The organism is Nonomuraea sp. NPDC049419 (assembly GCF_040676995.1).
Classification (GTDB): domain Bacteria; phylum Actinomycetota; class Actinomycetes; order Streptosporangiales; family Streptosporangiaceae; genus Nonomuraea; species Nonomuraea salmonea.
Map to the genome: position 1 here is coordinate 517,863 of NZ_JBFAQB010000004.1, position 26,290 is coordinate 544,152.

Sequence of the window (26,290 nt, forward strand, 5' to 3'; positions counted from 1 at the left end):
TCAGCCGTCACGGCACAGCGGGTCACCGCCCACCACGCAGGCGATGTCGTCGAGCCGGCAGCTCAGCAGGGTGCCGTCCATGCCGAGCACGAGCACGAGGTCGCGCTGGGACGGATGAGCCAGCACCACCCTGCCGACGACACCGTTGTCCAAGATCACGGTAGGGCGGCCTGCCGCGTTGTCCATGCCCTCGCGACTCCTCTCGGGTCCGGAACGAGCCCTCGCGCCGGACCCGTCCCCACCAGGATGCACAGGCTTGTGCCCCGAGCGCATCGGTCAGGCGGCGGTAATTACGTACGCGGAGGACAGTACCTTCACCACCGGCGTCCACACATGCCGGGTGTGAAAGCCAACCGGCGAGTAATATGACGGCCAAGCTGCCCCCCGGTGAAGGAGACGGCCCTGTGACCGAGCTCGAACGGGTACCACCCGGCATCGACCCTTATGTCCCCAGCTCAGCGCGGGTCTACGACTACCTGCTCGGCGGCAAGGACAATCTGGGCGTGGACCGCGAGGTGGCCGAACGACTCCTCGCCGTCGCCCCCGACAGCCGCCTGGTCGCCCGCGCCAACCGGCAGTTCCAGGTCGAGGTGGTCGGGCATCTGAGCGAGCAGGGCATCCGCCAGTACATCGACCTCGGCACCGGCATCCCGACCTATCCCAACGTCCACGAGGTCGCCCGCAAGGCGCGCCCGGACGTCCGGGCGATCTACGTCGACAACGACCCCGTCGTCTACATGCACGCCCAGGTGATGCTCACCGACTCGCCGACCGTCGCCGGCGTGCACGCCGACCTGCGCAGGCCCGCCGACATCCTCGGCCACCGCGACGTCGTCGAGCTGATCGACTTCGGCGAGCCGGTGTGCGTGCTGATGGTCGGCGTGCTGCACTTCATCATGGACGAGGAGGACCCGGCCGGCATCGTGGCCGCGTTCAGGCAGCGCATGGCGCCGGGCAGCCACCTGGTGATCTCGCACGCCATGGCCGAGAGCGACCCCGAGGCCATCGCCCAGCTCGCGGCCGCGACGGCCGGCTCGCCCGCGCAGCCCAGGTTCCGCACGCGGGACGAGGTGCTGGCGCTGTTCGACGGGTTCGAGCTGATCGGGCCCGGGCTCGTGCCGGTCCAGGACTGGCACCTCGGCCCCGACGACGGCCGCATCCCCCTGCTGGACGCTCCGCCCAAGCTCCGCATCGAGGGCGCCGCCGGCCGCCTCACCGCATGACCTGCCCGTACGGCCTGAGCTTGATGTCGGTGGCGAACTTGTCCGTCACCTTGAGCATCAGGCCGAGCAGGAAGCCGTACTTGAAGGTCCAGTCGCGCAGGCGCATCGTGGCCGGGCTTCCCGGGGCGAGGAACGGGCCCGCGTTGCCGTTCTTGGCGATCTTGGCGTAGGGGCGGAACTGGCGCTCGTACTCGGCGAAGGCCGCCCGGTGGTCGCCGCCCGCCGCCGCCAGCTCGCCCGCCAGCACGTACGCGCCCACCACGGCCAGCCCGGTGCCGAAACCGCCCAGAGTGTTGCCGTACGCCGCGTCGCCCAGCAACACCACCCGGCCCTCGCTGTACCGGTCGATCCTGACCTGGCTGAGCGAGTCGAAGTAGACCTCGCGCGCGTCGCGTACCGCGTCCATGACCTTGGGGACCCGCCAGCCCATGCCGGCGTAGGCCCGGCCGAGCAGCTTCTTCTGCTGGTCGACGTCGTAGCGGTCGTACTCCAGCGCCTCCGAGGCGAACACGAAGAACGCCGGCGCCTTCGGCCCGCCCACCGTCACCATGCGGCCGGGCTCGTTGTACATCTTCGCCGGCTCCCCGAAGTCCAGGCCGGTCTCCACCAGCGCGTAGTAATGGCCGAGGAACCTCACGAACTCCTTCTCGGGCCCGAACGCCAGCCTGCGCACGTTCGAATGGATCCCGTCCGCGCCCACCACCAGGTCGAAGGTGCGCGGCGCCGCGCGTTCGAAGGTGACGTGCACGCCGTCCCCGGTCTCGGTGAGCGAGGTGATGGAGTCGCCGAAGACGTACTCGCAGGCGGGGGCGGTGCGCTCGTACAGCAGGCGCGACAGGTCGCCCCGGGTGATCTCGACGTCGCCGCCGCTGAACTCGCCCGGGATGACCGCCAGCCTCCGCCCGGCCGCGTCCACGATCTCCTGGTCGCTGCCGCCGGTCTGGAGCCGGCGCACGTCGTCCAGGATGCCCATGCGGCTCAGCACCGTACGGTGGGTGGCGCCCTTGAAGTCGACGGCCTGCCCGCCCAGCCGCAGCGACGGCGCCCGCTCGACGACGGTGACCGCGAATCCGTAGCGGATGAGCCAGTGAGCCAGTGCGGGTCCGGCGATGCTGGCGCCCGAAATGAGGACGTTGGTGTTTCGCATGCCCCCACGTTCGCGATTCCTGCTGACAACCCGCCGATCACTCGCTGACAGCCCGCTTCCGGGGTGTCAGCGACCCGTCGCCTTGAGCGTGGCCAGGGCGTCGGCTCTGGTCATGGCGGCGCCTTCGGCGTAGGCGGCGGCGAACGCCTCCGCGCCGAGGATCGCGCCGGCCTTCGCCGCGGTACGGGCCACGTCGCGGTCGCCCGCCACCGCCATGCCGCGCAACGCCACCGCGACCCCCAGCAACAACGCCGCCCGCCCCGCCGCCTCCTCGCCCACCAGACCGCTCACGGAACCGCCCACGAGACCGCCCACGAGACCACCCGCCAGGGCTTCTGCGGCGTCGGCCCAGTCGGAGGTCATGGGGGAGGTGAGGGCGGCGGTCAGGGCGTCGGCGTGGAGGGTGGTGGCGCGTTCGGCGTCGCCGTGGGCCTCGGCGAGGCGGGCCAGGCCGGTGAGGACGTGGGAGCGGGTGCCGGCCGAGGTGAAGGCGCCGCTCTCGGAGCCGGCCAGCGCCGCCGACAGGAGCCGTTCCGCCTCGGCCAGGTCGCCCTCGTGGCGGGCGATGTCGCCGAGCTGGAGCTGCACCCAGGCGGTCAGCTCGGGGCGGCCGAGCCGCCGTTCCAGCTCGCCGGCGCGTGCGTAGTCGGCGCGCGCGGCGGCGACGTCACCGGCCCGCCACAGGGCGGCGGCCCGCCGGTTCAGTACGTCGGCCAGCTCGTCCAGCCCGCCCAGCTCCTCCAGCAGCCCGAGCGCCTCCCGCCACAGCCGCCGGGCCCGCGCCCAGTCGCCGCGCCAGCCCGCGATCACCGCCAGCCAGTCGAGCGCCTGCGCCTTGCCCCACCGCTCGCCGAGCCGGCCGAAGGCGGCGAGCACCTGCTCCAGCTCGGGTTCTGCCTCGGCGGGCGCGCCGTTGAGCACCTTCATCAGGGCGGTGCCGAGGTCGCCGAGCGCCCGGCTCCACGGGTCGTGGCTGAGGGTCTCGCGGCGGCCGCGTTCCTCCTCGTCCTCGCCGGGCGGCCCGGCGATCATGCCCCAGAGGGCCACGCCGAACCGGTGCCGCATCGGCCGTCCCAGCGACCCGACGATCTCCCTGGCCCGCCGCCAGTGCGGTGACCCCGCGTCGGGGACGGCGTGCAGCACGGTCATCACGTACTCCTCCGCCAGCCCGTCCGGCGGCTCCGTGCCGACGCGGTCGAGCAGGCGTACGGCGTGCGGGGCGGCCTGGCCCCGCCGCCCGCTCAGCCACCAGTACATGGCCAGCGCCGCCATCAACCGCAGCCCGGTCGCCGGGTCGTGCTCGGCGCTCCACCGCAGCGCCGCCCGCAGGTTGGCGTCGTCGGCCGACAGCCGGGCCAGCCAGTCGAGCTGCTCGTGGCGGTAGAGGTGGTCGTCGGCGCGGCCGGCGAACTCCAGGAACCAGGCCGCGTGCGCCCGGCGTACCGCCGCCTCCTCACCGGCCGCGGCCAGGCGTTCGAGGCAGAACAGGCGGATGGTGTCGAGCATCTGGTAGCGCTCGCCGTCGGTCTCGACCAGCGACTTGTCCACCAGGCCGGCCAGCACGTCCGCCCCGTCGGGGAAGCAGACCCGTTCGACGGCCTCCAGGGTCGCGCCGCCGCTGAACACCGACATCCTTCTGGCCAGGGCCTGTTCGTCGGCGTCCAGCAGGCTCCAGCTCCACTCGACGACCGCGTGGAGCGTACGGTGGCGGGCCGCCGCCGTACGGTCGCCGCGCGACAGCAGCCGGAACCGGCCGTGCTCGGCCAGCCGCTCGGCGATCTCCGCCACCCCGAACGTCCGCACCCGCGCCGCCGCCAGCTCGATCGCCAGCGGCAACCCGTCCAACTCGGCGCAGATCCGCGCCACCACGTCCAGCGTCCGCGGGTCCAGAGCGCCCGGGCGCACCGCTGCCGCCCGTTCGGTGAACAGCCGGACCGCCGGGTACGCGAGCGGGTCCTGCTCCGCACCGGGTGGCGGGACGGGCAGCGGGGTGAGCGGGACGAGGTGCTCGCCGGTCAGGCCGAGCGGTTCCCGGCTGGTGGCGAGGACGCGCAGGCCGGGGCAGTCGGCGAGCAGGCGGCGTACGAGCGTGGCGGCCTCGTCGATGACGTGCTCGCAGTTGTCGAGGACGAGCAGCAGGTCCTGCCCGGCGAGCGCGGCGACGAGCCGCTGCACGGGGTCGGGACCGGCGTTGGACGGCCGCAGCGCCGGCTCCCGCAGCCCGAGCGCCTGCCACACCACCCGCGCCACCGCCGACCCCGGATCCGGCTCACCGCCCGTGGTCACCAGGGAGAGGTCGGCGAAGGCGGTGGTGGTGACGTGGCGGGTGTGTTCGATGGCCAGGCGGGTCTTGCCGGTGCCGCCGGGGCCGACGATGGTGATCAGGCGGGCCTTCAAGGTCGCCAGGTGGGCCAGCTCGGCGTCGCGGCCGATGAAGCTGGTCAGTTGGGCCGGGGGGCGCATCAGGGACGTGGGGTTCTGGTGGCCGCGAAGGATTTCCAGGTGGAGGGCCGCCAGCTCCGGCGAGGGGTCGGCGCCCAGCTCGTCGGCCAGGAGGCGGCGGCCTTCTTCGTAGACCCGCAGGGCCTCTGCCTGCCTGCCGGATGCGTGGAGTGCGCGCATGAGGAGGGCGCGGGTTCGCTCCCGGAGGGGGCTGGCGGAGAGCAGGTCGCTCAGGCCCGTCACGGGCGGGGCGGTGCCGGGGAGGGAGAGTTCGGCTTCGTACAGGTCTTCCGTCGCCGACAGGCGCAGGTCGTCGAGTCTCCGCGCCTGGGGCGCGGCGAAGGGGGCGTCGGCGATGCCGGCGAAGGCGGGGCCGCGCCACAGGTCCAGGGCCTCGCGGAGGACGGTCGCGGCGGCGGCGTGACGGCCGGCCGAGAGCAGGGCGCGGCCGTCGCTGGCCAGGCGGTCGAAGCGGTGGACGTCCACGTCGTCGCGGTCCACGGCGAGCCGGTAGCCGGAGCCGTGGGACTCGATCAGGCCCCCTGGCAGGTTTCTGCGCAGCCGGGAGACCTGGGCCTGGACGGCGTTGGCCGCGCCTGACGGAGGGCGGTCGCCGTACTGGCCGTCGATGAGGCGTTCGAGGGTGACCAGGCGGCCGGCGTCGAGGAGCAGCAGGGTCAGCAGCGCGCGCGGGCGGGGGCCGCCGACCGCGACCGGCTCGCCGGCGGCGGTCCGTACGTCGAGGGGACCCAGTACGCGGAACTGCACCCTGCCGATTGTCCCCCAAGCACCGGACGCCGGTCGCATCGCAGGAAAGGGGAGGCGGTGTGCGGGTCAAGATCTTTTTGAGGCAGAATGATCTTGTGCGAGCCCTCTCCGCAGCGGGGGCTCGCACGCCCCCCGGTAGGCTGGCCCCATCATGGACCCCACGCCCGGGCTGCGCGAACGCAAGAAGGCCGAGACCCGCCAGGCCGTCCACGAGGCGGCGTTGCGGCTGGTGGTCGAGCACGGCCTCGACGCGGTCACGGTCGAGTCCATCGCCGACGCGGCCAACATCTCACGCCGGACGTTCTCCAACTACTTCGCCGGCAAGGAGGACGCGGTGCTCTACGGCGAGGAGCAGCGCATGGGCGCCCTCGTCGAGCGGGTCCGCGCCCAGCCGCCCGGTATGCCCGCCTGGCAGGCGCTGCGGGTCTCGATCGAGGAGCTGCAGGAGGAGGTGGGGGAGCCGGAGCGCGAATGGGCGCTGCGCACCCGCCTCGCCCGGCGGCATCCGTCCCTGCTGGCCCGGCAGCTCGCCAACCACGCCGGTCTGGAGAGCGACCTCGCCGCGGCCGTCGCGGGGCGGCCGGGTGACGTGCCAGGGCGGGTGCTGGCGGCGGCGTTCCTGGTGGCGTTGCGGCTGGCGTCCCATGTGTGGACCGAGGAGGGCGAGGCCCGCACGTTGCGTGAGGTCATCCGCGAGACCCTCGACCAGATGGCCCGTCCGTTCAGCTGACCGGAGCCCGGCGCGCGGGCCGCCAGATGGGCACCCGCGCGCCGGCATTCAGGTCACTACAGCGTTCACTTCTACAGGGTCCACTGCTGGGGGAAGAGGCCGTTGCAGTCGTAGATCTGCAGTTTCGTGCCGTTCGCGGTGGCGCCCTCAGGGGCGTCGAGGCAGCGGCCCGACTGCGGATTGAACAGGGAGCCGTCGGCCCGGTGCACCCACTTCTGCGCCCCGCTGCCGTTGCACTCCCACAGCTGCACCTTGGTGTGGTTGGCGGTGCCCTGCGCGTCAACGTCCAGGCACTTGCCGAACGCCCGCAGGCTGCCCTCCGGGTGCGGCGACCAGCGCTGGCCGGTGGCGACACCGCAGTCCCAGAGCTGGGCGGCGTTGCCGTTGGCGTTGGTGTTGGTGTCGACGTCCAGGCACTTGCCGCCGGGCCCGGTGATCTGCCGGGCCGGGCTGGGCAGGGTGCCGAGGCCGTAGCGGACCGCGCACTGGTTGCCGGTGACGTGGACGGCGGTCAGGTAGAGGAAGCCGGTGCCGTTGGCGGACGGCACGATGGGGGAGCTGTAGCCGGGGCAGGACGGCTCGCCCGGGTTGTAGCCGCCGGTGGGCGCGGTGATCGCGGGCGCCTCGATCTCCGTCCACGCGCCGGCGCCCAGGTTGGTGTTGGCGAACAGCACCTGCCCGGACTCGCCGAGCACGGTCTTGTTGCCGGTCGGCCCGGCCACGACCCGCTGGCCGGACATCAGCAGCGTGCCGTTCGGGCCGCCGCCGGGCATCCACGCGACGTACGGGGTGTGCAGCAGCTCCCGCTGGTCCGAGGTGCGCACGAGGGTGCCGGCGCCGGTGCCCCAGCTGAGGCCGTTGGAGCTGGTCTTGATGTAGACCTCGCACGCGTGGTCGGCGTCCGTGGCGTCCCTGCACATCTCGTACGCCATCAGGTACGTCCCGTTCGGCAGCTCCGTCACGATCGACATGCCCGGCCTGGCCAGGTTGTCGTTCGGGAAGGCGACGTCCTGGGTCATCGTGGAGGACCAGGTCCGGCCGCCGTCGGCCGAGGTGTAGTGACCGATGACCTGGTTGTTCGTGGGGGTGCCCGCGGGCCGCTCGTCGGAGATGAAGCAGGCCAGCGTGTTGTCGGGGGCGAGCAGGAACCACGGCTCCCAGATGCCGTGCCCGATGGTGTCCGGCAGGCCGCTGGTCTGCGTGCAGTTCGACAGGTACGTCCACGAGGCGCCGTGGTCGGTGCTCTTGAACACCTCGACCTTCTGCGCCCGGTAGTCGCCCTCGATCCAGGCGGTGCCGGCGGCCAGCAGGTCGCCCTGGTTGAGGCCGTTGGCCGTGCGCGGCACCTCGTACAGGACGGGGGCGCCGAGCGCCCAGCCGGGCGTGTTGGAGGTGATGGTCGAGATGGGGTTGGCGGACCAGGTGCGCCCGCCGTCGGTGCTGCGGTAGATGGGGAACGAGCCGGGCGCGTTGTGCCCGCGGCGCGCGAACGTGGCCAGCATGGTCTCGTTCGGCGAGCCGTCGTGGTCGAGCCTGATCGCCCTCGGGTAGCTCGCGTCCCCCTGGGGGAACGTGGCCAGGTCGGGCGAGTAGAGCACCTGGCCGGCCGGGGCCGCCGAGGCGGGGCCGGCCAGTGCTCCGAGGCAGGTGGCGATGAGGGCTAACGCGGTCACGATCCGCGCGGGGGGTGTCAGCCGCACGTGCTTACTCTCCTTGGCTAGGACTGGCGGTTGTCTCCGATGACGGGGGCTGTGTGGGTGTCGACGTCCACGGCGGAGCGGGCCACCACGACGCCGTCGCTGACGAGGGCCAGGTGCAGCCGCCCGCTGGTCCAGCCGTCCGGCAGCTCAGCGGTGACCTCGGCGGGGCCGCTGAGCAGGAACGGCTTGGCCTCGATCCACGGCCCCTCGGCGCCGGGGCCGGCGGGCGGCGCGCCGAGGACCGGCGTCCAGGCGGTGTGCAGGTGGCCGTTGACCGGCTCGGCGCCGTGGTGCGAGACGCGGACGGGCACGCTGACCCGCCCCGACTCGCTGAGCAGGTCGCGGCCCGGCGCGACGGGGACGACGTCGAGGACGAGCGTGGTCGTGGCGTTCACGTCGGACGGCCGCACCCCGCCGAGGTCCTTGGCGCGGCGCTCGTAGTCGAGCAGGCCGGCCATCTCGTGCTCGATGTCGTACAGCTCGGTGTAGACGTAGCCGGCCACCCGGTCGTGGCGGCGCAGCTCCTGGGTCTGCCAGCGCAGCTGCCAGCCCCGCTCGACGGAGGTGAAGCCGGTGCCGTACTCGCTGTTGAGGTTGGGCAGGCCGCGCAGCGGCTGGTCCGGGACGCCGGCCAGATTCTTGCGCACGACGTAGTCGGGGCCGAGCTTGACGGGGAAGTCGTCCTGCTTGCCGTCCAGCAGCGCGGCGACGGTCCTGCCCCAGGAGGCGGCCGACTCGTCGTAGTAGTGCCAGTCGAGCAGGTCGGTCCTGACGTGGGTCCAGCCGGAGTTGTCCACCGCGGGCCGGCTCGGGTCGAGGGCCTTGATCAGGTCGTACGCCCGCGCCACCGCCTCCTGCTTGGCCGGGTCGCCGGGGATGTCCCAGTCGAGACCCCACTCCTCGTTGTAGAGGCCCCAGATGACGATCGCGGGCGAGTTGCCGTCGCGCTCGACCATGGGCGCGATCTGCTCCTCGAACGCCGCCACGGACGCCTCGGTGAACGTCCCCGTCGCGGCCGGTTCGGCCCACACCAGGATGCCGAGCCGGTCGGCGTGGTGGACGAAGCGCGGGTCCTCCAGCTTGAGGTGCTTGCGCACCAGGTTGTAGCCCGCCTCGGCGGCCAGTTCGAGGTCGCGGAGGAGGGCCTCGTCGTCCGGCGGGGTGATCCCCGTACGCGGCCAGTAACCCTGGTCGAGCACCCCGCGCACGAACAGGCGGCGGCCGTTCAGATAGAGGTCCTCGCCGATGACCTCGATGCGCCGCAGCCCGGTGTACGCGGCGACGGTGTCGGTGCCGGCGGCGGAGGTGAGGGTGGCGTCCACGTGGTAGAGGTGCGGGTCCTCAGGGGACCACAGGCGCGGCTCGGCCACGGGCAGCACCGCCTCGGCCCGCCCGCCGGAGACCGGCACCTCGACGCTCGTGTCCGTGCCGCGCAGCGTCAGCCGCAGCAGGGCCCCCTCCGCCGGCCCTCCCACGGTGGCCACGACCGCGATGCCGTCGAGACTCCCGGTCGGCCGCAGCCGCAGCCCGGCCAGGTACGTCGCGGGCCGTGCCTCCAGCCACACGCTCTGCCAGATGCCGGACGACGGGGTGAAGCAGACGCCGTCGAAGTCGTCGCGCGGGACGCTGCGCTGCTTGCCGTGCGCGATCTCCCGCTTGTCGAGCGGCGCGGAGACCCGGACCACGACCTCCTGCTCGCCGGCACCGCTCAAAGCGCCGGTGACGTCGGCCTCGAACGGCGTGTAACCGCCCCGGTGGCTGACCACCTCGGTGCCGTTCACCCAGACCGTGGCCTCGTGCTGCACCGCGCCGAAGTGCAGCACCACGCGCTGCCCCGACCACTCGGCCGGGACGGTGAAGCGGCGGCGGTACCAGGCGAGGGGCAGCCAGTGCGCCTCGACCCCCGACGCGGGCGTCTCCCAGGCGAAGGGCACGGTGATGGTGGCGCTCCAGTCCGGCTCGGTGTCGGCCCGGAACTCCCACTCGCCGTTGAGGCTCGACCAGCTGTGCGACCGGTCGAAGTGGGGGCGGGGATATTCCGCACGCGGCGTCATGGTTCTCCGTTTCATGTGTGGGGTCAGCCCTTGACGCTGCCCGCGAGGATGCCGTTGATGAAGTGGCGCTGCAGCAGGACGAAGATCACCAGCAGCGGCAGCAGCGCGATGCTGCCGGCGGCGAGCAGCTCGCCCCAGACGGTGGCGAAGTCGGCGCCGATGCGGTTGCCGGTGACGTTCTGCGCCAGCGTGGACAGCACCACTTGCAACGTCTGGTGTGAGGTGTCGTTGACGGCGACGACCGGCCAGACGAAGTCGTTGTAGATGTTCATGGTGGTCAGCACCGCCAGCGCGGCCAGGCCCGGCCGGATGACCGGCAGCACGACCCGCCAGAAGATGCCGAACTCGCCGGCGCCGTCCACCCGCCCCGCGTCGATCAGCTCGTTCGGGATGGCGGCGATGGTCTGCCGCATCCAGAAGATGCTGAAGGCGTCCACGCTGCCCGGCAGGATCAGCGCCTGGTAGGTGTTCACCCAGCCCAGCGCGCTCATCTCCAGCAGCAGCGGGATGATCAGCACCAGCGTCGGCAGCATCAGCGTCAGCAGCACCACGCCGAACAGCAGGTTCTTGAACGGGAAGTCGTACTTGGCGAAGGCGTAGCCGGCCAGCGGGCAGAAGAACATCGTCATCGCGCCCTTGACCGCCAGCACCAGCGCCGTGTTGGCGAAGCCGGTGCCGATGGGCACGTCGGCGAACATCGCCCGGTAGTTGTCCAGGGTCGGCTCGCCGAGCGACAGCGGGCTCGTGATGATCTCGGCCGCCGGTTTCAGCGACGAGCTGACCGCCCACCAGATGGGGTAGAGGAACGCGATCGCGAGCAGCGTCAGCACCGCGTACTGGACGATGCCCGGCCTGTTCTGCGTCATGACACCTCGTCTTTCGGGCGCAGCAGCCTGACCGAGATCAGCGACAGGCCGAAGACCAGCAGGACCAGCAGGAACGAGTTCGCCGCGCCGGTGCCGAGGTCGGAGGCCGTGATGTGGTCGTAGAGGTAGAGCCCGGCGGTCGTGGTGGAGCCGTACGGGCCGCCCTCGGTCACCACGTACGGCTCGGAGAACATCTGGAAGACCGCCAGCGTCTGGATGACGACGAGGAACGCCATGCTCCGCCGCACCAGCGGCAGCGTGATCGACCAGAACTGCCGCCAGCGGGACGCGCCGTCGAGGGAGGCGGCCTCGTACACGCCGCCCGGCACGGCCTGCAGCCCCGCGAGCAGGATGATGATCGCGAACCCGGTCGTCTTCCACAGGAACAGCAGCGCCAGCGTCGGCTTCGACCACGTGGTGGAGGTGAGCCAGCCGACGTCGGGCAGCCCGACCAGGTTGAGCAGGTAGTTGACCAGGCCGTAGTCCTGGTCGAACACCACGATCCAGACCTGCGCCATGGCCACCAGCGGGGTCACGAACGGCGCGATGAACGCCACCCGGAAGAACCCGCGCAGCCGCAGCTTGGCGTTGGCCAGCAGCACCGCGCCGCCGAGCCCCGCCACGACCTGGATCGGCACGATGAGCAGCCACATGACGGCGCTGTTGCCGAGCGAGGCCCAGAAGTCGGGGCTGGTCAGCAGGTAGAGGTAGTTGTCCAGGCCGACCCAGCGCGCCGCGCCCGCTCCCCGCCAGCGCATGAAGCTGAGCTGCAGCGCGTAGATCAGCGGGTAGACCCCGAACGCGGCGAAGACCACGAAGAACGGGGCGATGAACAGATACGGCGACAGCCGGGCGGTCCGCCACGGCGACAGCTTGGCGGGCCGCCGGAGACCACGGGTGAGACTCGTCATGAGCGGTCGATGAGGTTGCGCTGGATCTTCTCCGCCGAGTCGGAGATCACCTGGTCGGGCGTCATCTTGCCGTCGATCAGGCGCTGCATGTTGTTGCCCAGGTAGTCCACCGACTGCGCCCACCACCACGGGATCGGCGCGGCGGCCGGGATGGTGGCGGCGGCGTCCACGGCGACCTTCCACAGGTCCTGGCCGCCGAGCGCCTCGATGGGCTGGAACAGCGGCTTGGCCGGGTCGAGCGCGGGCTGGTAGCTCGGGATCGAGGTGGACAGGCCGCCGGGATAGACGTCGTTGGGGCCGTACACGGCGGTGTAGCCGGGCTCCTTGAAGCACAGGAACTCGTACAGCAGCCAGGCCAGCTCGGGGTTCTTGGCCTTGGCCGGGATGACGAAGCTGCTGCCGCCCATCGCGCCGCTGCGCGCGCCGCCCGGCGTCCAGGCGGGCAGCGGCGCGGCCCGCCACTTGCCCTTGGTGTTCTTCAGCAGCTGCTGCGGCGCGAACGACCACCAGATCGCCCACGGCACGAACACCTGCTGGCCGTTGTCGAGCGTGTTGACGTCGGCCGGCTCCAGGTAGGGCGCGTGGGTGACGAGGCCGTCCTTGACCGCCGTGTCGATCCAGCCGAAGATCCGCCGGTACTCCTCGGAGTCGAGGCGCAGCTTGCCCTGCGCGTCGGTGAGGCTGGTGCCCTGCTGGTTGGCCAGCATCTCCAGCCAGAGCTGGCTGAGGAACGGCGTCTTCTCCAGGTGGATGGGCTTGGTCTTGGGGTCCTTCTCCTTGACAGTCCTGGCCGCGGCGAGCAGGTCGTCGTACGTCGCGAGGCCCGCCGGGTCGACGCCCGCGTCCTCCAGGATGTCCTCGCGGTACCACAGCAGGCCGGGGTCGAGGTCCCACGGGACGCCGTAGATCTTGCCGTCCACGGTGTTCACCGACAGCTTGTACGCCGACGTCTGGTCCTTGTACGGCGCGATGAGGTCCGTCAGGTCGAAGAGGTGCTCGGCCTGCCCGCCGATCTTGGCGTCGTCCCAGAAGCTGCCGTCGGGCACGTCGGTGCCGCTGATGAGGGTGTTGGCGAGCTTGGCGTCGATGTCCACGGCCTGGTGGTCGACCTTGACGTTCGGGTACGCCTTGCGGAACTCGCCGATCGCCGCGTCGAACACCTTGAACAGGTCGCCCGACCGGTTCCAGATGGTGATCTCGCCCTTGGCGGCCGAGGCGGTGGCGGTGGGCTTGGTGAGCTTGCTGGGCTCGGCGCCGGTCCCGCCGGGCGCGGCGCAGGCGGCGGCGAGCGAGCCGGTGGCGGCGAGGGCCCCGATGCCCAGGGCTCCCTTGAGAAAACCACGGCGGCCTATGGGGGATGGGGGCATCTTCGACTCCTAGCCGGACGGGATGAGACGGTGTGAGGGCTCTGCAACGATGCAGACATCATGCATACTCGTCTGCAACGATGCAAGGGCGGGTTTAGGATCTACCCAACAGAGAGCGCGGGAGGTATAGGAGACGCATGGCCGGTCCAACCTTGCGTGACGTCGCCAAGCGGGCGAACGTGTCGATCCGCACGGTGTCCAACGTGGTGAACGGTTACGCGCCGGTCTCCGACGAGCTGCGCGCCCGGGTGCAGACCGTGCTCGACGAGCTCGGCTACCGTCCCAACCTCATCGCCCGCAACCTCAAGCAGGGCCGCACCGGGATGATCGCGCTCGTCGTGCCCGAGCTCGACGTGCCCTACTTCGCCGAGCTGGCCCGCGAGATCATCACCGCCGCCCGCGCCCGCGGCTACGTCGTCATGATCGACCAGACCGACGGCGACGGCGACAGGGAGCGCGAGCTGCTCGGCCGCGACTCGCGCGCCACGCTCTTCGACGGCCTGCTGATCAGCCCCATCTCCGTCACCGCGGAAGAGCTGCGCGGCCGGGCCAACAAGGTGCCGATCGTGCTGCTCGGCGAGCACATCTTCAACGGCAGCCTGCCCCACGTCGCCATCGACAACGTCGCCGCCGCCCGCGAGGCCACCACCCACCTCCTCGACCTCGGCCGGCGCCGGGTGGCCGCCATCGGCGACCAGCCGTACGCGACCGGCGAGACCGCCCAGCTCCGCACCACCGGCTACCGGCAGGCGCTGGCCCGCGCCGGCATCGAGGTGGACGAGACGCTGATCGTCTCCACGCCGCACTTCCACCGGCGGCTCGGCGCCGAGGCCGTCCAGCGCCTGATCGCCCTGCCGGAGCCGCCCGACGCCGTCTTCTGCTACAACGACCTGCTCGCCCTCGGCGCGATCAGGGCGCTGACCAGGGCAGGGTGGCGGGTGCCCGACGACGTCGCGGTGGTGGGCATCGACGACATCGAGGAGGGCCAGTACAGCACGCCCAGCCTCACCACCATCGCCCCCGACAAGGGCGAGCTGGCCAGGCGGGCCGTGGACGCGCTGCTGGAGACGATCACCGCGGCCGAGCCGTCAGGCCCGCCGCCCGAGATCGTGGTGCCGCACCGGCTGATCGTCCGCGAGAGCACGGCGGGGGAGCAGCCGGCCTGATCGGCCGTTCTGATCGGACGACGTAAGGTTGGGTGGTGCCCGTCGCTCGTCAAGGTCTCCTGCTCGGCGCGGCGGCGTACGTGCTGTGGGGCCTGTCCGTGCTCTACTGGCCGCTGGTCGAGCCCACCGGCGCCATCGAGATCCTCGCCCTGCGCGTGCTCTTCTCGCCCATCGCGGTCGGCCTGCTGCTGCTCGCCATGGGCCGGGCGAAAAGGGTGGCCGAGATCCTGCGCAAGCCCCGCGAGCTGGGCCTGCTCACCGTCGCCGGGGTGCTCACCTCGGCCAACTGGGCGCTGTTCATCTGGGCCAGCACCAACGGCCACGTGGTGGACGCCTCGCTCGGCTACTTCATCACCCCGCTGGTCAGCGTCGCGCTCGGCGTGGCCGTCCTGCGCGAGCGGCTGCGGCCTGGCCAATGGGCCGCCATCGGGCTCGGCGCCGGAGCCGTCGCCGTGCTCACCGCCGCGTACGGCGGCCTGCCCTGGATCGCGCTCGGCCTCGCCGCCACCTTCGGCCTGTACGGGCTGATCAAGAAGCACCTCGACGTGGGCGCCGTCGAGGGGCTGATGGTGGAGACCGCGGTGCTGTTCCCGTTCGCCGCGGTCTACACGATCGTGCTGCAGGCCTCGGGGCAGGCCACGTTCGGCCACGTGTCGCTCGGCAACACCCTGCTCGGCGTCGGCTCGGGGTTCGTCATGATGGCGCCGATGCTGCTGTTCAACGCGGCGGCCACGCGGGTCCCGCTCAGCGTGGTCGGCATGCTGCAGTTCATCGAGCCGATCGTGCAGTTCCTCCTCGGCGTGCTGGTGTTCCGTGAGGTGATGCCGGCGGTCAGGTGGGCGGCGTTCGCCCTGCTGTGGTCCGCGCTCGCCATGCTGACCGCCGAAGGCGTCAGGCGACGGAGTCGGGCTGCCGCCGGGGCTCGTCGAGCTCCACCGCGCTCCGCTCGATCATCTCGAACTGCGTCATCAGCCGTTCGAGATCAGGGGGAGACACCGTGAACGTGTCGTGCACCGCCTCACCCGCCGCCGTGTAGCTCAGCTCGTGGCCGCAGGTGCCGTCCCACACGCCGCTGATCACCCGCATCGCCGGCGGGAGCCGGTCGACGTGCACCCTGCGCACCCGTACGCCGGCCGCGACCTGCTCGCGGGCCAGCGCCTCCAGATCCTCGCTCCACTCGTGGTAGATGAAGACCCGGCGGATCGTCACGCCCCGCGCCAGCGCGTCGAGCTGGGCCTGCCAATACTGGCGGCCGACCGGCTCGCGCCACCAGGTGAGGTCGACCGAGGGCACGCTGGTGGCGCACATGGTGGCCTTGGTCTGGTCGATCAGCCGCTGGAAGACCGCGTTGTCGCCGTACGGCGTGCGGAAGTGGCCGCGTTCGAGGTCGGCCAGCGTGCGCAGGCAGTCCTCGAACGCCACCCGGCACGCGTCGGCGGCGGGGGTGCCCGCGTACTCGCGCTCCACGTGCTTGGCCGCCCGCAGCATCGGCACCATCAGGTCGGGCAGCCACGGGATCTTCTCGATGGTCGCCACCATCTGCCCCACCCGCGTCTCGTGGTCGATCCTGCGCTTCTCCCGCAGCAGGGTCTGCACCTGTAACGTGATCACGCCGCCGATGAGCCCCGCCACCATGCCCAGCCCCTGCGCGGTGTCCTCCCGGACGTAGAAGATCACGCCGAGCAGGACCGACAGCGCGGTGCCGATGACCAGGACGGGGTCGAGTGCGAACGTCGGCTGCTTCTTCGCGCGTCTCGTCATCAGATACCTCCGTGGAAACCCCCGCCTTCAGGCGGGGGAGGAATCGGACCCCTGCGGAGCAGGACAGGGGCAGCCGATGCCGTCAGGCGAACCGGCATATCGAACACACGCGCGATCTTTGGCCGATCGTGGGAGCATGTGAGGCGTGGCGCAGATCGTGAAGCGGGCCTACAAGTACCGCTTCCACCCGACCCCCGAGCAAGCCGCCGAGCTGGCCCGGACCTTCGGCTGCGTCCGCCTCGTCTACAACAAGGCACTCGAAGAACGCACCCGCGCCTACACCCTGCAAGGCCGCCGTCTCCTACGTGGAGTCCTCCGCGCGCCTGACGGAATGGAAGCGCAGCGGCGAGTTCGACTTCCTGTCGGAGGTGTCGTCGGTCCCTCTGCAGCAGGCGTTGCGGCATCTTCAGGCGGCGTTCGCGAACTTCTTCGCCAAGCGCGCCAAATACCCGACCGTCAAGTCCCGCAAGAAGTCCCGGGCGTCGGCGGAGTACACGCGTTCGGCGTTCCACCGGCGCCAGGGAACCTTGACGCTGGCGAAGATGGACACGCCGCTGGCCATTGTGTGGTCGCGTCGGCTGCCGGAGGGTGCGCAGCCGTCCACGGTCACCGTCTCCCGCGACGGCGCGGGACGCTGGTTCGTGTCCCTCCTGGTCGAGGAGAAGGTCAACCCGCGTCACGAACGGCGCGATCGGCGCAGGCTGGCCAAGGCTCAGCGGGCCCTGGCCCGTAAAGCCAAGGGGTCGAACAACCGGGCCAAGGCCAGAGTGAAGGTGGCCAGGGTGTACGCCCGGATCGCCGATCGCAGAAGAGATCACCTGCACAAGGTCACGACACGGCTTGTTCGCGAGAATCAAGTGATCGCCGTGGAAGACCTGACCGTCCGCACCATGGTCCGCAACCGCAGCCTGGCCCGCGCCATCTCCGACGCGTCCTGGCGGGAGTTCCGCTCCATGCTGGAGTACAAGGCACGATGGTACGGGCGGACTGTGGTGGCGGTCGACCGCTGGTTCCCGTCGTCGAAGCTGTGCTCGGCGTGCGGGTCCCTGCAGGAGAAGATGCCGCTGAACATCCGGGAATGGATGTGTGCCTGCGGCACGGTCCACGACCGGGATGTGAACGCGGCCAGGAACGTGCTCGCCGCCGGGCTGGCGGAGAGCTGAAACGCCTGTGGAGCTGGTGTAAGGCCTCAACGAGAGTCCTCTCCGACGGGGCGACCGGCTGTGAAGCAGGAACCCTCACGGGCGACCGTGGGAATCCCCCTCGTTGACGAGGGGGAGGATGCCAAATGGGTCTCCCGGGAGAGTTCCCTGAGTACATACCCCTTTTACGATCTCCGCTCGCCGGCCACGTCGCTGGGGAACCGGTTAACCTCACCATCCCACCCGTTGACGGCCCTGAGGCTCCCACGTAGAGTCGCGTGGGCTTATTCGGTTTAGTAGGGAGAAAACACGTGTTCCGTGCGCTGCACGACGGCTGGACCCTCCGCGCAGACGGCGAACGTGACCTTGCCGCCATCCCGGCCGGCATCCCGGCGGCCGTGCCGGGCAGCGTGCACACCGACCTCCTCGCCGCCGGGCTCATCGACGACCCCTACCGCGACGACAACGAGCGGCGGCTGGGCTGGATCGGGCGGACGGACTGGATCTACCAGACCGCCTTCGACTGGCACGACGACGGCGCCGAGCGGGCCGACCTCGTCTGCGAAGGGCTCGACACGGTCGCCACCGTGCTGCTCAACGGCCACGAGCTGGGCGGCACCGCCAACATGCACCGCACCTACCGCTTCGCCGCCCGCGACCTGCTGCGCGACGGCCGCAACACGCTGGAGGTGCGCTTCCGCGCCCCCTACGCCTACGCCGAGGAGCAGCAGGCCAGGCACGGCGACCGGCCGGCCGCCTACGACGAGCCGTACGCGTTCATCAGGAAGATGGCCTGCAACTTCGGCTGGGACTGGGGGCCCACCCTGGTGACCAGCGGCATCTGGCGGCCCATCGGCCTGCACTCCTGGTCGGGCGCGCGCCTCGCCGAGGTGCGGCCGCTGGTGCGCGGCGACGGGGTCGACGTGCACGTGCGCGTCGAACGTACCGGTGAGGCGCCCGTCACCGTCACCGCCGAGGTGGCCGGCGTGACCGTGGAGGCCAAGCTGGAGCAGGGCGAGAGCGAGGCCGTGCTGCGCCTCGACGTGCCGCACGCCGAGCGGTGGTGGCCACGTGGCCACGGCGCGCAGCCGCTCTACCCGCTGACCGTGCGGGCCGGCTCCGACCAGTGGCGGCGCGAGATCGGCTTCCGCACGGTCGAGCTGGACACCGACGCGTTCCGGCTGATCGTCAACGGGCGGCCGGTGTTCGTGCGCGGCTTCAACTGGATCCCCGACGACTGCTTCCCCGCCCGCGTCACCCCCGACCGTCTGGCCGCACGCGTCGATCAGGCCGTCGCCGCCGGCGCCAACACGCTGCGGGTGTGGGGCGGCGGCGGCTACGAGTCCGACGCCTTCTACGACCTCGCCGACCGCCTCGGCCTGCTGGTGTGGCAGGACTTCCCGTTCGCCTGCTCCGCCTACCCCGAGGAGGAGCCGTTCCGCTCCGAGGTCGAGGCCGAGGCGCGCGACAACGTGGCCAGGCTGTCGGCCCACCCGAGCCTCGTGCTGTGGTGCGGCAACAACGAGAACATCGAGGGCCACCAGCACTGGGACTGGCGCGAGCGGCTGGACGGCAGGAGTTGGGGCGCCGCGTTCTACTACGACCTGCTGCCTTCGGTGGTCTCCGAGCTCGACCCGACCCGCCCCTACTGGCCGGGCAGCCCCTACTCGGGCAGCCCCGACCGCGACGTCCGCGACCCCTCGACCGGCACCGTGCACATCTGGACGGTCTGGGGCGGCGGGCTCGACTACCTCCACTACGCCGACTACACGCCTCGCTTCGTCGCCGAGTTCGGCTACCAGGGGCCGCCGACGTACGCCACCTTGCGGGCCGGCTCCTCCGACGAGCCGCTGACCCCCGGCTCCTCGCACCAGAAGGCCCCAGCCGGGCAGGACAAGCTGCTGGCCGGGCTGGGCGAGCACCTGCCGCGCCCCGAGACGTTCGACGACTGGCACTACTACACGCAGCTCAACCAGGCCCGCGCGATGACGTTCGGGGTCGAGCGGTTCCGTGCGCTGATGCCGTACTGCATGGGCACGATCGTCTGGCAGCTCAACGACTGCTGGCCGGTCACCTCGTGGGCCGCCGTGGACGGCGGGGGCCGCAGGAAGCCCCTCTGGTACGCCCTGCGCCGCTCCTACGCCGACCGCCTCATCACCCGGCTCGGCGACGAGGTGGTCCTGGTCAACGACACCGACGACACCTGGTCCGGCACCCTCACCCTGGCCCTGCGCGACCTGGGGGGCCGGGCCCTGGCCGCCCAGACCGACCAGGTCGCCGTGCCCGCCCGCGCCACCCTGCGCCTCGCCCCGCCCCAAGGCCCGCAGGCCGCCCTGCTGACCGCCGAACTGGACGGCCACCGGGCGCTGTTCACCACCGCCGAGGATCCGGCCATGAACTACCCCCCGGCCGACTACACGGCGACCGTGACCCCGGAGAAGGACGGCCACGCGGTCACCATCACAGCGACGACGATCCTGCGCGACCTGGCCCTCTTCCCCGACCGCCTCGACCCGGCGGCGACGGTGGACGACCAGCTCGTCACGCTGCTCCCCGGCGAGACCGTCACCTTCCACGTCAAGGGGGACGTGGACCCGGAGGCCCTGACGTCGTACCCGGTGCTGCGCTGCGTCAACGAGAGCGTCAGGGGATCAGCGCGCGTTTGAGGATCTTGCCCGTCGGGCTCATCGGGAGTTCGTCGACGAATGTCAGGCGGCGGGGATACTTGTACGCCGCCACCCGCTCCCGTACGAAGTCGCGCAGTTCGTCCCCGTCCACAGGGGTGCGCAGAGCCACCACGGCGGCGATCTCCTCGCCCAGTTCCGGGTGCGGCACCCCGACCACGGCGGCCTGGCGGACGGCCGGGTGTTCGTACAGGACCTCCTCGACCTCGCGCGGGTAGACCGTGTAGCCGCCGCGGATGATGACGTCGCGGCGGCGGCCCACCAGGAAGAAGTAGCCGTCGGGGTCCACCCGGCCGAGGTCGCCGGTGTGGAACCAGCCGTCGCGGACGGCCTCGGTGGTGGCGGCCGGGTCGTTCCAGTAGCCCTTCATGACGTTGGGGCCGCGGACCACGATCTCGCCGATCTCGCCGCTCGGCACCTCGCGGCCGTCCTCGTCCACGACCTTCATCTCGACGTCCCTGATGGGCCAGCCGATCGAGCCGGGCCTGCGGTGGTGGCCGCCGCGGTTGGTGGCGGCGACGGGGGAGGTCTCGCTGAGGCCGTAGCCCTCGATGATCTCGCAGCCGAAGCGGGTCTCGTACGCGCGCAACACGTCGAGCGGCAGCGCCGCCCCGCCCGAGGCGCAGACCCGCAGCATCGACATGTCGGAGGCGCCCGGATGGTCGAGCAGCGCGATGAACATGGTGGGCACGCCCTGGAAAACGGTCACCCCGTCGCGCCTGATGACCTCCAGGGCTCGGCCGGGGTCGAAGCGGTTGAGCAGGGTCAGGCGGGCCCCGGCGTGCACGGTGGCGTTGAGCGAGCAGGTCTGGCCGAAGGTGTGGTAGAGCGGCAGCGCGCCGAGCACGACGTCGTCCACGCCGAGCGCGTGCATGCGGGCCACGGTGGCGGCGTTGCCGCCGAGGTTGCCGTGGGTCAGCTCGATGCCTTTGGGCCGGCCTGTCGTGCCTGAGGTGTAGTGGATGACGGCGGTGTCATCGGGCGCGGCCGGGGCGATCGCGGGCTCGGCGGCGACGCGGCGCAGCAGCCGGCGGAACTCGCCGGGCACCACGAAGAAGCAGTCGGCCTTGGTGCCGGCGGAGCCCGCCTCGGCCGTCTCGGCGAAGGCGTGCCAGGCGATGAGCAGCCTGGCTCCGCAGTCCCCCAGGTACGCGGCGATCTCCCGCCGCTTCAGCAGCGGGTCGAGCGGCACCACCACCGCCCCGGTCCGCAGCACCCCGTAGTAGACGACGCCGAACTCCGGCACGTTCGGCAGCATGATGGCGACCCGGTCACCAGGGCCGATGCCGCGGCACCGCAGCAGGCCCGCCAGGCGGGCGCTCAGCTCCTCCAGCGCCCCGTACGTCAGCTCCGCCTCGTCCAGCGTGAGAACCGCCCGGCCGCCCAGCCGGTGGGCGGCGGCGTGGAGCCGGTCAGCGAGGTTCATGCAAAGACCGTACGTCGGCTCTCCCACGCCCCTCATTGGTCGCGGCACCCAGTCTTTCCCGCCCGGCATTGGTGGGAAGCGCATCGTGCAGCGCGATGGCGACGAGCAGCTCCAGGAGATCGTTGATCGAGCGCAGGCTCCGCCCGGTGCGCTCCTGGATGCGGCGCAGCCGGTATTGGGCGGTGTTGGGGTGGATCTGCAGCCGCTCGGCGGCGGCCCGCAAGTTGAGGTCGGCTCCGGCGAACGCCCTGATCGTGGCGGTGAGCACGCCGCCGCGCGCACGGTCCTCCGACAGCAGCGCGGTGATGCGGCGGTCGACGAGGTGCCGGGCGGTGTCGTCGGCCTTCAGCGCGAGATACTGGAACGGCGTGATCCTGGGCAGCGCGGCCACGCCGCCGTCCTCGGGCACGAAGTCCAGCACCGCCCGCGCCTCCTGGTACGCCTGCGGGATCTCCGCGGCGCCCGCCGCGACCGTGCTGATGCCCATGGCCAGCCTGATGCCCTCGGCGGCGAGGCTTTCGCGCACGCCCTGGAGCCGGTCGCACAGCTCTTCCGCGTCCACGCCGGGACCGAGCACGGGGATGGCGACGATCTCCGACTGGCGGACGACCGACAGCGTACGGGTGCCGTTCCCGCCGGTCCGCGCGATGGCGGCGCAGGCCGCGTGCCGGGCGTCGGCGCCCTGGTCGGGCCCGGTCGCGACGGGGGCGGTCGGCCCGGCCAGCACGGCGATCACCACGAGCAGCGGGGTGCGCGCGTCGGGGGCGAGGCCGTGCGCCTGCGCGGCGGCCAGCTCCCTGCCGCGCGTCGGGATGGCGCCGGCCAGGAGCGTCTCCAGCAGGTCGCGGCTCTCGCGCACGGCCTCGGCCGCCGCGTACTGCTGGAACTCCATGTACGCGTTGGCCGCGTGCGTGCTGGCGAAGTCGCAGTAGCGCATCAGCGGGGCGGCCAGCGTCAGGGCGGCCTCGCGCCCCGCGTACGCGTGCCCGGCCCGCTCGACCACGGCCTCCCAGAAGACCTGCTGCCCGACCCTGAACGCGTTGACGTAGTCGGCCAGCGCCACCCCCGCCCTGGCCCGGCGCATCGCGGCCCGCCGGGTGAAGGTGATGTCCTCCAGCGTGACCGTGCGGTCCTCAAGGAGCACGCCCAGCTTGGCGCGGTAGTGCTTGACCACCTGGTCGCGAACGTCGGCGTGGAAGGCCGGGTCCTGGGCATCGTAGGCGGGGATCTCCTCGCGCATCGTCGCCACGGCGACGTCGGCGAGCGCGGGCAGGTCGCTGAGCAGCTCGGAGAGTATGCGTGTGCGTTCCGCGCGTACGGCGGCTTCCACGGTGCTCGAACCGGTGGACATGCCGGGATGATCCATGGCCTGCGGCGGGCGGTCAACGGGTCGTAACCGGGATGAGACCCACGCTGTGCTCAGAAGACAACTCGCCGGAAACATCTTGGGTCACCGTGCCCAATGCGGCTCCTGACGAGCGGCTCCTACGCTGAGGCCAACTTCAGAACATTGTTCTCCAGGAGGCCGGATGCTGGAGGTACACGATCTTACCGTCCGCTTCGGCGGCATCACCGCGCTGGACGGCGTGGGGTTCGGGGTCGCGGGCGGGGAGATGGTGGGGCTCATCGGGCCGAACGGCGCCGGCAAGACCACCCTGTTCAACTGCCTGACCCGCCGGTACGACCCGGACGAAGGGACCGTCACGTACGAGGGCGCCGATCTGACCGCGCTGCCGCCGCACGCCATCGCCGGGCTCGGCATCGCGCGCACGTTCCAGAACCTCGGCCTGTTCCCGCGCCTGTCGGTGCGCGACAACGTGCTGGTCGGCGCGCACCACCGGGGCCGCGCCGGCTTCCTGTCCGCCGGGCTCCGGCTGCCCGGCGTGCGGCGCGAGGAGCGGGCGCTGCGGGAGGACGCGGACGCGGTCCTGGACCGGCTGAACCTGTCCGAGGTGGCCGGGCATCCGGCGGCGGGGCTGCCGTTCGGCACGCTGAAACGGGTCGAGCTGGCCCGCGCGCTCGTCGCCAGGCCCCGGCTGCTGCTGCTCGACGAGCCGGTCAACGGGCTGAACGCGGCCGAGGTGGAGGAGTTCGCCGGCACGCTCGCGGCGATCCGCGGCGAGTACGACCTGACGGTGATCGTGGTCGAGCACCACATGGGGTTCGTCATGGGCACCTGCGAGCGCATCGTCTGCCTCGACTTCGGCCGCAAGATCGCCGAAGGGCCGCCCGAGGAGGTCCAGCGCGATGCCGGCGTCATCGAGGCGTATCTGGGGACCTCGGGAGAGGAGGCGGGCGCGTGAGCGACCTCGTGGTGGACGGCCTGGTCGCCGGCTACGGCGACGCCCGGGTGCTGCACGGCGTGCGCTTCACCGTACGGCAGGGGGAGGTCTGCGCGATTCTCGGCCCGAACGGCGCCGGCAAGACCACCCTGCTCAGAGCCCTGTCGGGGATGGTCAAGGCACGCGGGAAGATCACGCTCGGCGACGCCGACCTGACCGGGCGCCCGCCCGACGCGGTGGCCAGGCTCGGCGTGGCCCACGTGCCCGAGGGGCGCGGCACGTTCATGCCGCTGACCGTCGAGGAGAACCTGCGGCTCGGCGCGTTCGTCCGCCGCGACCGCGCCTCCGTCGCCCAGGACCTCGACCGCATCTACACCTACTTCCCGGTGCTGAAGACCCGCCTCAAGCAGGCCGCCGGCAGCCTGAGCGGCGGCGAGCAGCAGATGCTGGCCATCGGCAGGGCGCTCATGCTGCGCCCCAGGGTGCTGCTGCTCGACGAGCCGTCGCTCGGCCTGGCCCCGCTGGTCACCCGGGAGCTGTTCCGCATCGTGCAGACCATCAACGCAGAGGAGCAGACCACCGTGGTCGTCGTCGAGCAGAACGCCCACCTCGCTCTCGGCATAGCCCAGCAGGCGCACGTCCTGGAGACCGGGCGGATCGTGCTGTCCGGCACGGCCGCGCAGATCAGGGCGGACGAGCAGGTCGCGCAGTCCTATCTCGGGTACCGGGTGTAGCCGATGGCCGGATTCCTGCAGCAGGTCGTCGAGGGGCTCGGCGCGGGCGCCATCTACGCCAGCCTGGCGCTGGCCCTGGTGCTGATCTACCAGTTCACCGGGATCGTGAACTTCGCCCAGGGCGAGCTGGCCATGTTCTCCACGTACATCGCCTGGCAGTGCGTGGCGGCCGGGCTGCCGTTCTGGCTGGCGCTGGTGCTGACGCTGGCGGTGTCGTTCGCGGGCGGGATGCTCATCGAACGGGTGATCATCCGGCCCGTCGAGGGCGCGCCCGAGCTGACCCTCGTCATCGTCACCGTCGGGCTGTTCATCTTCGTCAACGCGGCGGCCGGATGGATCTGGACGTTCCTCATCAAGGACTTCCCCAACCCGTTCCCCGGCGGCGCGCTGGAGGCGGCCGGGGTCAGCGTCAACTTCTCCACGCTGGGCGTGCTCGGCGTGGTGGCGCTCACCATGGGGCTGCTGTACCTGCTCTTCCAGCACACCAAGATCGGGCTCGGCATGCGCGCGGTGGCGAGCAACCCCGCCTCGGCGAAGCTGGTCGGCATCAGGGTCGGCTGGACGCTCGCGCTCGGCTGGGGCCTGGCCGCCACCGTCGGCGCGGTCTCCGGAGTGCTGGTCGCGCCGCTGCTGTTCCTGGAGCCCAACATGATGGGCGGCGTCCTCATCTACGCGTTCGCGGCGGCCACGCTCGGCGGCTTCGACAGCCCGGTCGGGGCGGTCGTCGGCGGGCTGATCGTGGGCGTCGCCGAGACCCTCGCCGGGGCGTACGTCGGCGTCATCGGCTCCGATCTCAAGGTGGGGGTGCCGCTGGTGATCATCCTCGGTGTGCTGCTGCTGCGGCCCCAGGGGCTGTTCGGGCGAGCGGTGGTGGAACGCGCATGATCCAGATCAAGGAAGCCTCTCCCCGGGCGCCCGTACGGGCGCGGCGCGCCCCCGACCCGCGCTGGCGGTGGGCCGGGCTCGCGCTGCTGCTCGCCGCCGCCGTCTACGCGCCCTTCCAGCTCGCGCCCTTCCACGTCTTCCAGCTCACGATGGTGCTGATCTACAGCGTGGCGCTGCTCGGGCTCAACCTGCTCGTCGGGCACGCCGGGCAGATCTCACTCGGGCACGGCGCGTTCTTCGCCGTCGGCGCGTACGCGGGCGCCATCATGCTCGACCGGTACGACCTGCCGTACCCGCTGACCCTGCCCATCGCGGCGGCCGTGGCGTTCGTGATCGGCCTCGCGCTCGGCGTGCCGGCGATGCGGCTGCGCGGCCTCTACCTCGCGCTCGTCACCCTCGCCATCGCGATCTTCCTGGTGCCGCTGCTCAAGCGGTTCGAGGAGCTGACCGGCGGTTCCATGGGGCTGACGCTGGCCAAACCGGCGCCGCCCGCGTGGAGCGGCCTGGCCGAGGACCAGTGGCTGTACTTCCTCACCCTCGTCGTCGCCGTCGTCGCCTTCCTGGTGGCGGCGGGGCTGCTGCGGTCGCGGGTGGGGCGGGCGCTGCACGCCGTCCGCGACAACGAGACGGCGGCCGAGGTCATGGGGGTGCGGCTGTCGTCGTACAAGACGCTCGCGTTCGCCTGGAGCGCCATGTACGCCGGCGCCGCCGGATGCGTCTACACGTGGGTGATCGGCTTCGTCTCGCCTGACTCGTTCACCGTGAACCTGTCGATCACCCTGCTGGCCGGCCTGGTCGTCGGAGGGCTCGGCTCGCTGTCGGGACCCGTGCTCGGCGGGCTGTTCGTGATGTTCGTGCCGAGCATCTCGCAGGACGTCAACGACGCCGCGCCCGGCGTCATCTTCGGCCTGCTGATCATCGCGGTCATGTACGTGGCCCCGACGGGGCTCGCCGGTCTGGCCGGGCGCCTGCTCAAGAAGATTCCCCGGAAGGAGTAAGAGG

20 protein-coding genes and 1 pseudogene are annotated in these 26,290 nt (G+C 71.6%); 10 read left to right on the forward strand and 11 right to left on the reverse strand.

Features of this window, described 5'->3' with window-relative positions:
- Window positions 1-186, reverse strand: coding sequence for a hypothetical protein (locus AB0K12_RS16440; RefSeq protein ID WP_345392058.1), 186 nt, complete (start codon window positions 184-186; stop codon window positions 1-3).
- A gap of 218 nt (window positions 187-404) precedes the next feature.
- Between AB0K12_RS16440 and AB0K12_RS16445 the strand changes: the two genes are divergently transcribed.
- Window positions 405-1,223: an SAM-dependent methyltransferase gene (locus tag AB0K12_RS16445; protein ID WP_364561021.1), complete on the forward strand. Its 819-nt coding sequence runs from the start codon at window positions 405-407 to the stop codon at window positions 1,221-1,223.
- Here AB0K12_RS16445 and AB0K12_RS16450 read toward each other — a convergent pair.
- Window positions 1,213-2,370 (reverse strand): FAD-dependent monooxygenase, encoded by a 1,158-nt coding sequence (locus AB0K12_RS16450; RefSeq protein ID WP_364561024.1) that lies wholly within the window; start codon window positions 2,368-2,370, stop codon window positions 1,213-1,215. The genes AB0K12_RS16445 and AB0K12_RS16450 overlap by 11 nt on opposite strands.
- A 66-nt stretch (window positions 2,371-2,436) precedes the next feature.
- Window positions 2,437-5,580: a BTAD domain-containing putative transcriptional regulator gene (locus AB0K12_RS16455; RefSeq protein ID WP_364561027.1), complete on the reverse strand. Its 3,144-nt coding sequence runs from the start codon at window positions 5,578-5,580 to the stop codon at window positions 2,437-2,439.
- 151 nt (window positions 5,581-5,731) lie between these two features.
- Here AB0K12_RS16455 and AB0K12_RS16460 point away from each other — a divergent pair, with 151 nt between their 5' ends.
- Entirely contained in the window at window positions 5,732-6,310 is a 579-nt protein-coding gene (locus tag AB0K12_RS16460) for a TetR/AcrR family transcriptional regulator (RefSeq protein WP_364561030.1), read from the forward strand.
- Between the two features lie 71 nt (window positions 6,311-6,381).
- On the opposite strand, the gene AB0K12_RS16465 is transcribed toward AB0K12_RS16460, so the two are convergent.
- The 5 genes from AB0K12_RS16465 to AB0K12_RS16485 are packed head-to-tail and all read right to left on the reverse strand — an operon-like array spanning window position 6,382 to window position 13,208.
- Window positions 6,382-8,010, reverse strand: coding sequence for a ricin-type beta-trefoil lectin domain protein (locus tag AB0K12_RS16465; RefSeq protein ID WP_364561033.1), 1,629 nt, complete (start codon window positions 8,008-8,010; stop codon window positions 6,382-6,384).
- Window positions 8,011-8,027: 17 nt separating this feature from the next.
- A complete protein-coding gene (locus AB0K12_RS16470; protein WP_364561035.1) occupies window positions 8,028-10,064 on the reverse strand; it encodes a sugar-binding domain-containing protein in 2,037 nt (678 codons plus the stop codon).
- A gap of 23 nt (window positions 10,065-10,087) precedes the next feature.
- Window positions 10,088-10,930 carry a carbohydrate ABC transporter permease gene (locus AB0K12_RS16475; RefSeq protein ID WP_364561038.1) on the reverse strand — a complete coding sequence of 281 codons (843 nt, stop codon included), beginning with the start codon at window positions 10,928-10,930 and terminating at the stop codon, window positions 10,088-10,090.
- The gene (locus AB0K12_RS16480) at window positions 10,927-11,841 is read right to left on the reverse strand and encodes a sugar ABC transporter permease (RefSeq protein ID WP_364561040.1); all 915 of its coding nucleotides are present in this window, start codon (window positions 11,839-11,841) and stop codon (window positions 10,927-10,929) included. Before AB0K12_RS16480 ends, AB0K12_RS16475 begins: the two co-directional genes overlap by 4 nt.
- Window positions 11,838-13,208 (reverse strand): substrate-binding domain-containing protein, encoded by a 1,371-nt coding sequence (locus tag AB0K12_RS16485; RefSeq protein ID WP_364561043.1) that lies wholly within the window; start codon window positions 13,206-13,208, stop codon window positions 11,838-11,840. Before AB0K12_RS16485 ends, AB0K12_RS16480 begins: the two co-directional genes overlap by 4 nt.
- 137 nt (window positions 13,209-13,345) lie before the next feature.
- Here AB0K12_RS16485 and AB0K12_RS16490 point away from each other — a divergent pair, with 137 nt between their 5' ends.
- A complete protein-coding gene (locus tag AB0K12_RS16490; RefSeq protein ID WP_364561046.1) occupies window positions 13,346-14,374 on the forward strand; it encodes a LacI family DNA-binding transcriptional regulator in 1,029 nt (342 codons plus the stop codon).
- Between the two features lie 35 nt (window positions 14,375-14,409).
- On the forward strand, window positions 14,410-15,375 hold the full coding sequence (rarD, locus tag AB0K12_RS16495) for an EamA family transporter RarD (protein WP_364561048.1): 966 nt from the start codon (window positions 14,410-14,412) through the stop codon (window positions 15,373-15,375).
- Here the strand turns inward: rarD and AB0K12_RS16500 are convergent.
- Window positions 15,266-16,135: a hypothetical protein gene (locus AB0K12_RS16500; protein WP_364561051.1), complete on the reverse strand. Its 870-nt coding sequence runs from the start codon at window positions 16,133-16,135 to the stop codon at window positions 15,266-15,268. The two genes, rarD and AB0K12_RS16500, sit on opposite strands and share 110 nt — an antisense overlap.
- 145 nt (window positions 16,136-16,280) lie before the next feature.
- Between AB0K12_RS16500 and AB0K12_RS16505 the strand changes: the two are divergent.
- Window positions 16,281-17,370: pseudogene (locus AB0K12_RS16505) on the forward strand (RNA-guided endonuclease TnpB family protein); the annotation flags it as partial.
- A gap of 218 nt (window positions 17,371-17,588) precedes the next feature.
- Entirely contained in the window at window positions 17,589-19,943 is a 2,355-nt protein-coding gene (locus tag AB0K12_RS16510; protein ID WP_364561055.1) for a glycoside hydrolase family 2 protein, read from the forward strand.
- Here AB0K12_RS16510 and AB0K12_RS16515 read toward each other — a convergent pair.
- Both AB0K12_RS16515 and AB0K12_RS16520 read right to left on the reverse strand, forming a co-directional pair.
- A complete protein-coding gene (locus tag AB0K12_RS16515) occupies window positions 19,921-21,387 on the reverse strand; it encodes a long-chain fatty acid--CoA ligase (protein WP_364561058.1) in 1,467 nt (488 codons plus the stop codon). The genes AB0K12_RS16510 and AB0K12_RS16515 overlap by 23 nt on opposite strands.
- Window positions 21,374-22,738: a helix-turn-helix domain-containing protein gene (locus tag AB0K12_RS16520; protein WP_364561061.1), complete on the reverse strand. Its 1,365-nt coding sequence runs from the start codon at window positions 22,736-22,738 to the stop codon at window positions 21,374-21,376. Before AB0K12_RS16520 ends, AB0K12_RS16515 begins: the two co-directional genes overlap by 14 nt.
- 178 nt (window positions 22,739-22,916) lie before the next feature.
- Here AB0K12_RS16520 and AB0K12_RS16525 point away from each other — a divergent pair, with 178 nt between their 5' ends.
- Genes AB0K12_RS16525 through AB0K12_RS16540 form a run of 4 tightly spaced genes read left to right on the forward strand, consistent with a single transcriptional unit; the run spans window position 22,917 to window position 26,286 of the window.
- The gene (locus tag AB0K12_RS16525) at window positions 22,917-23,690 is read left to right on the forward strand and encodes an ABC transporter ATP-binding protein (RefSeq protein ID WP_364561064.1); all 774 of its coding nucleotides are present in this window, start codon (window positions 22,917-22,919) and stop codon (window positions 23,688-23,690) included.
- Complete coding sequence (locus tag AB0K12_RS16530; protein WP_364561067.1) at window positions 23,687-24,403, forward strand: ABC transporter ATP-binding protein; 717 nt, start codon at window positions 23,687-23,689, stop codon at window positions 24,401-24,403. Before AB0K12_RS16525 ends, AB0K12_RS16530 begins: the two co-directional genes overlap by 4 nt.
- A gap of 3 nt (window positions 24,404-24,406) precedes the next feature.
- On the forward strand, window positions 24,407-25,288 hold the full coding sequence (locus AB0K12_RS16535) for a branched-chain amino acid ABC transporter permease (RefSeq protein ID WP_364367328.1): 882 nt from the start codon (window positions 24,407-24,409) through the stop codon (window positions 25,286-25,288).
- Window positions 25,285-26,286 carry a branched-chain amino acid ABC transporter permease gene (locus AB0K12_RS16540; protein WP_364561071.1) on the forward strand — a complete coding sequence of 334 codons (1,002 nt, stop codon included), beginning with the start codon at window positions 25,285-25,287 and terminating at the stop codon, window positions 26,284-26,286. Before AB0K12_RS16535 ends, AB0K12_RS16540 begins: the two co-directional genes overlap by 4 nt.
- The last annotated feature ends 4 nt before the right edge of the window (window positions 26,287-26,290 follow it).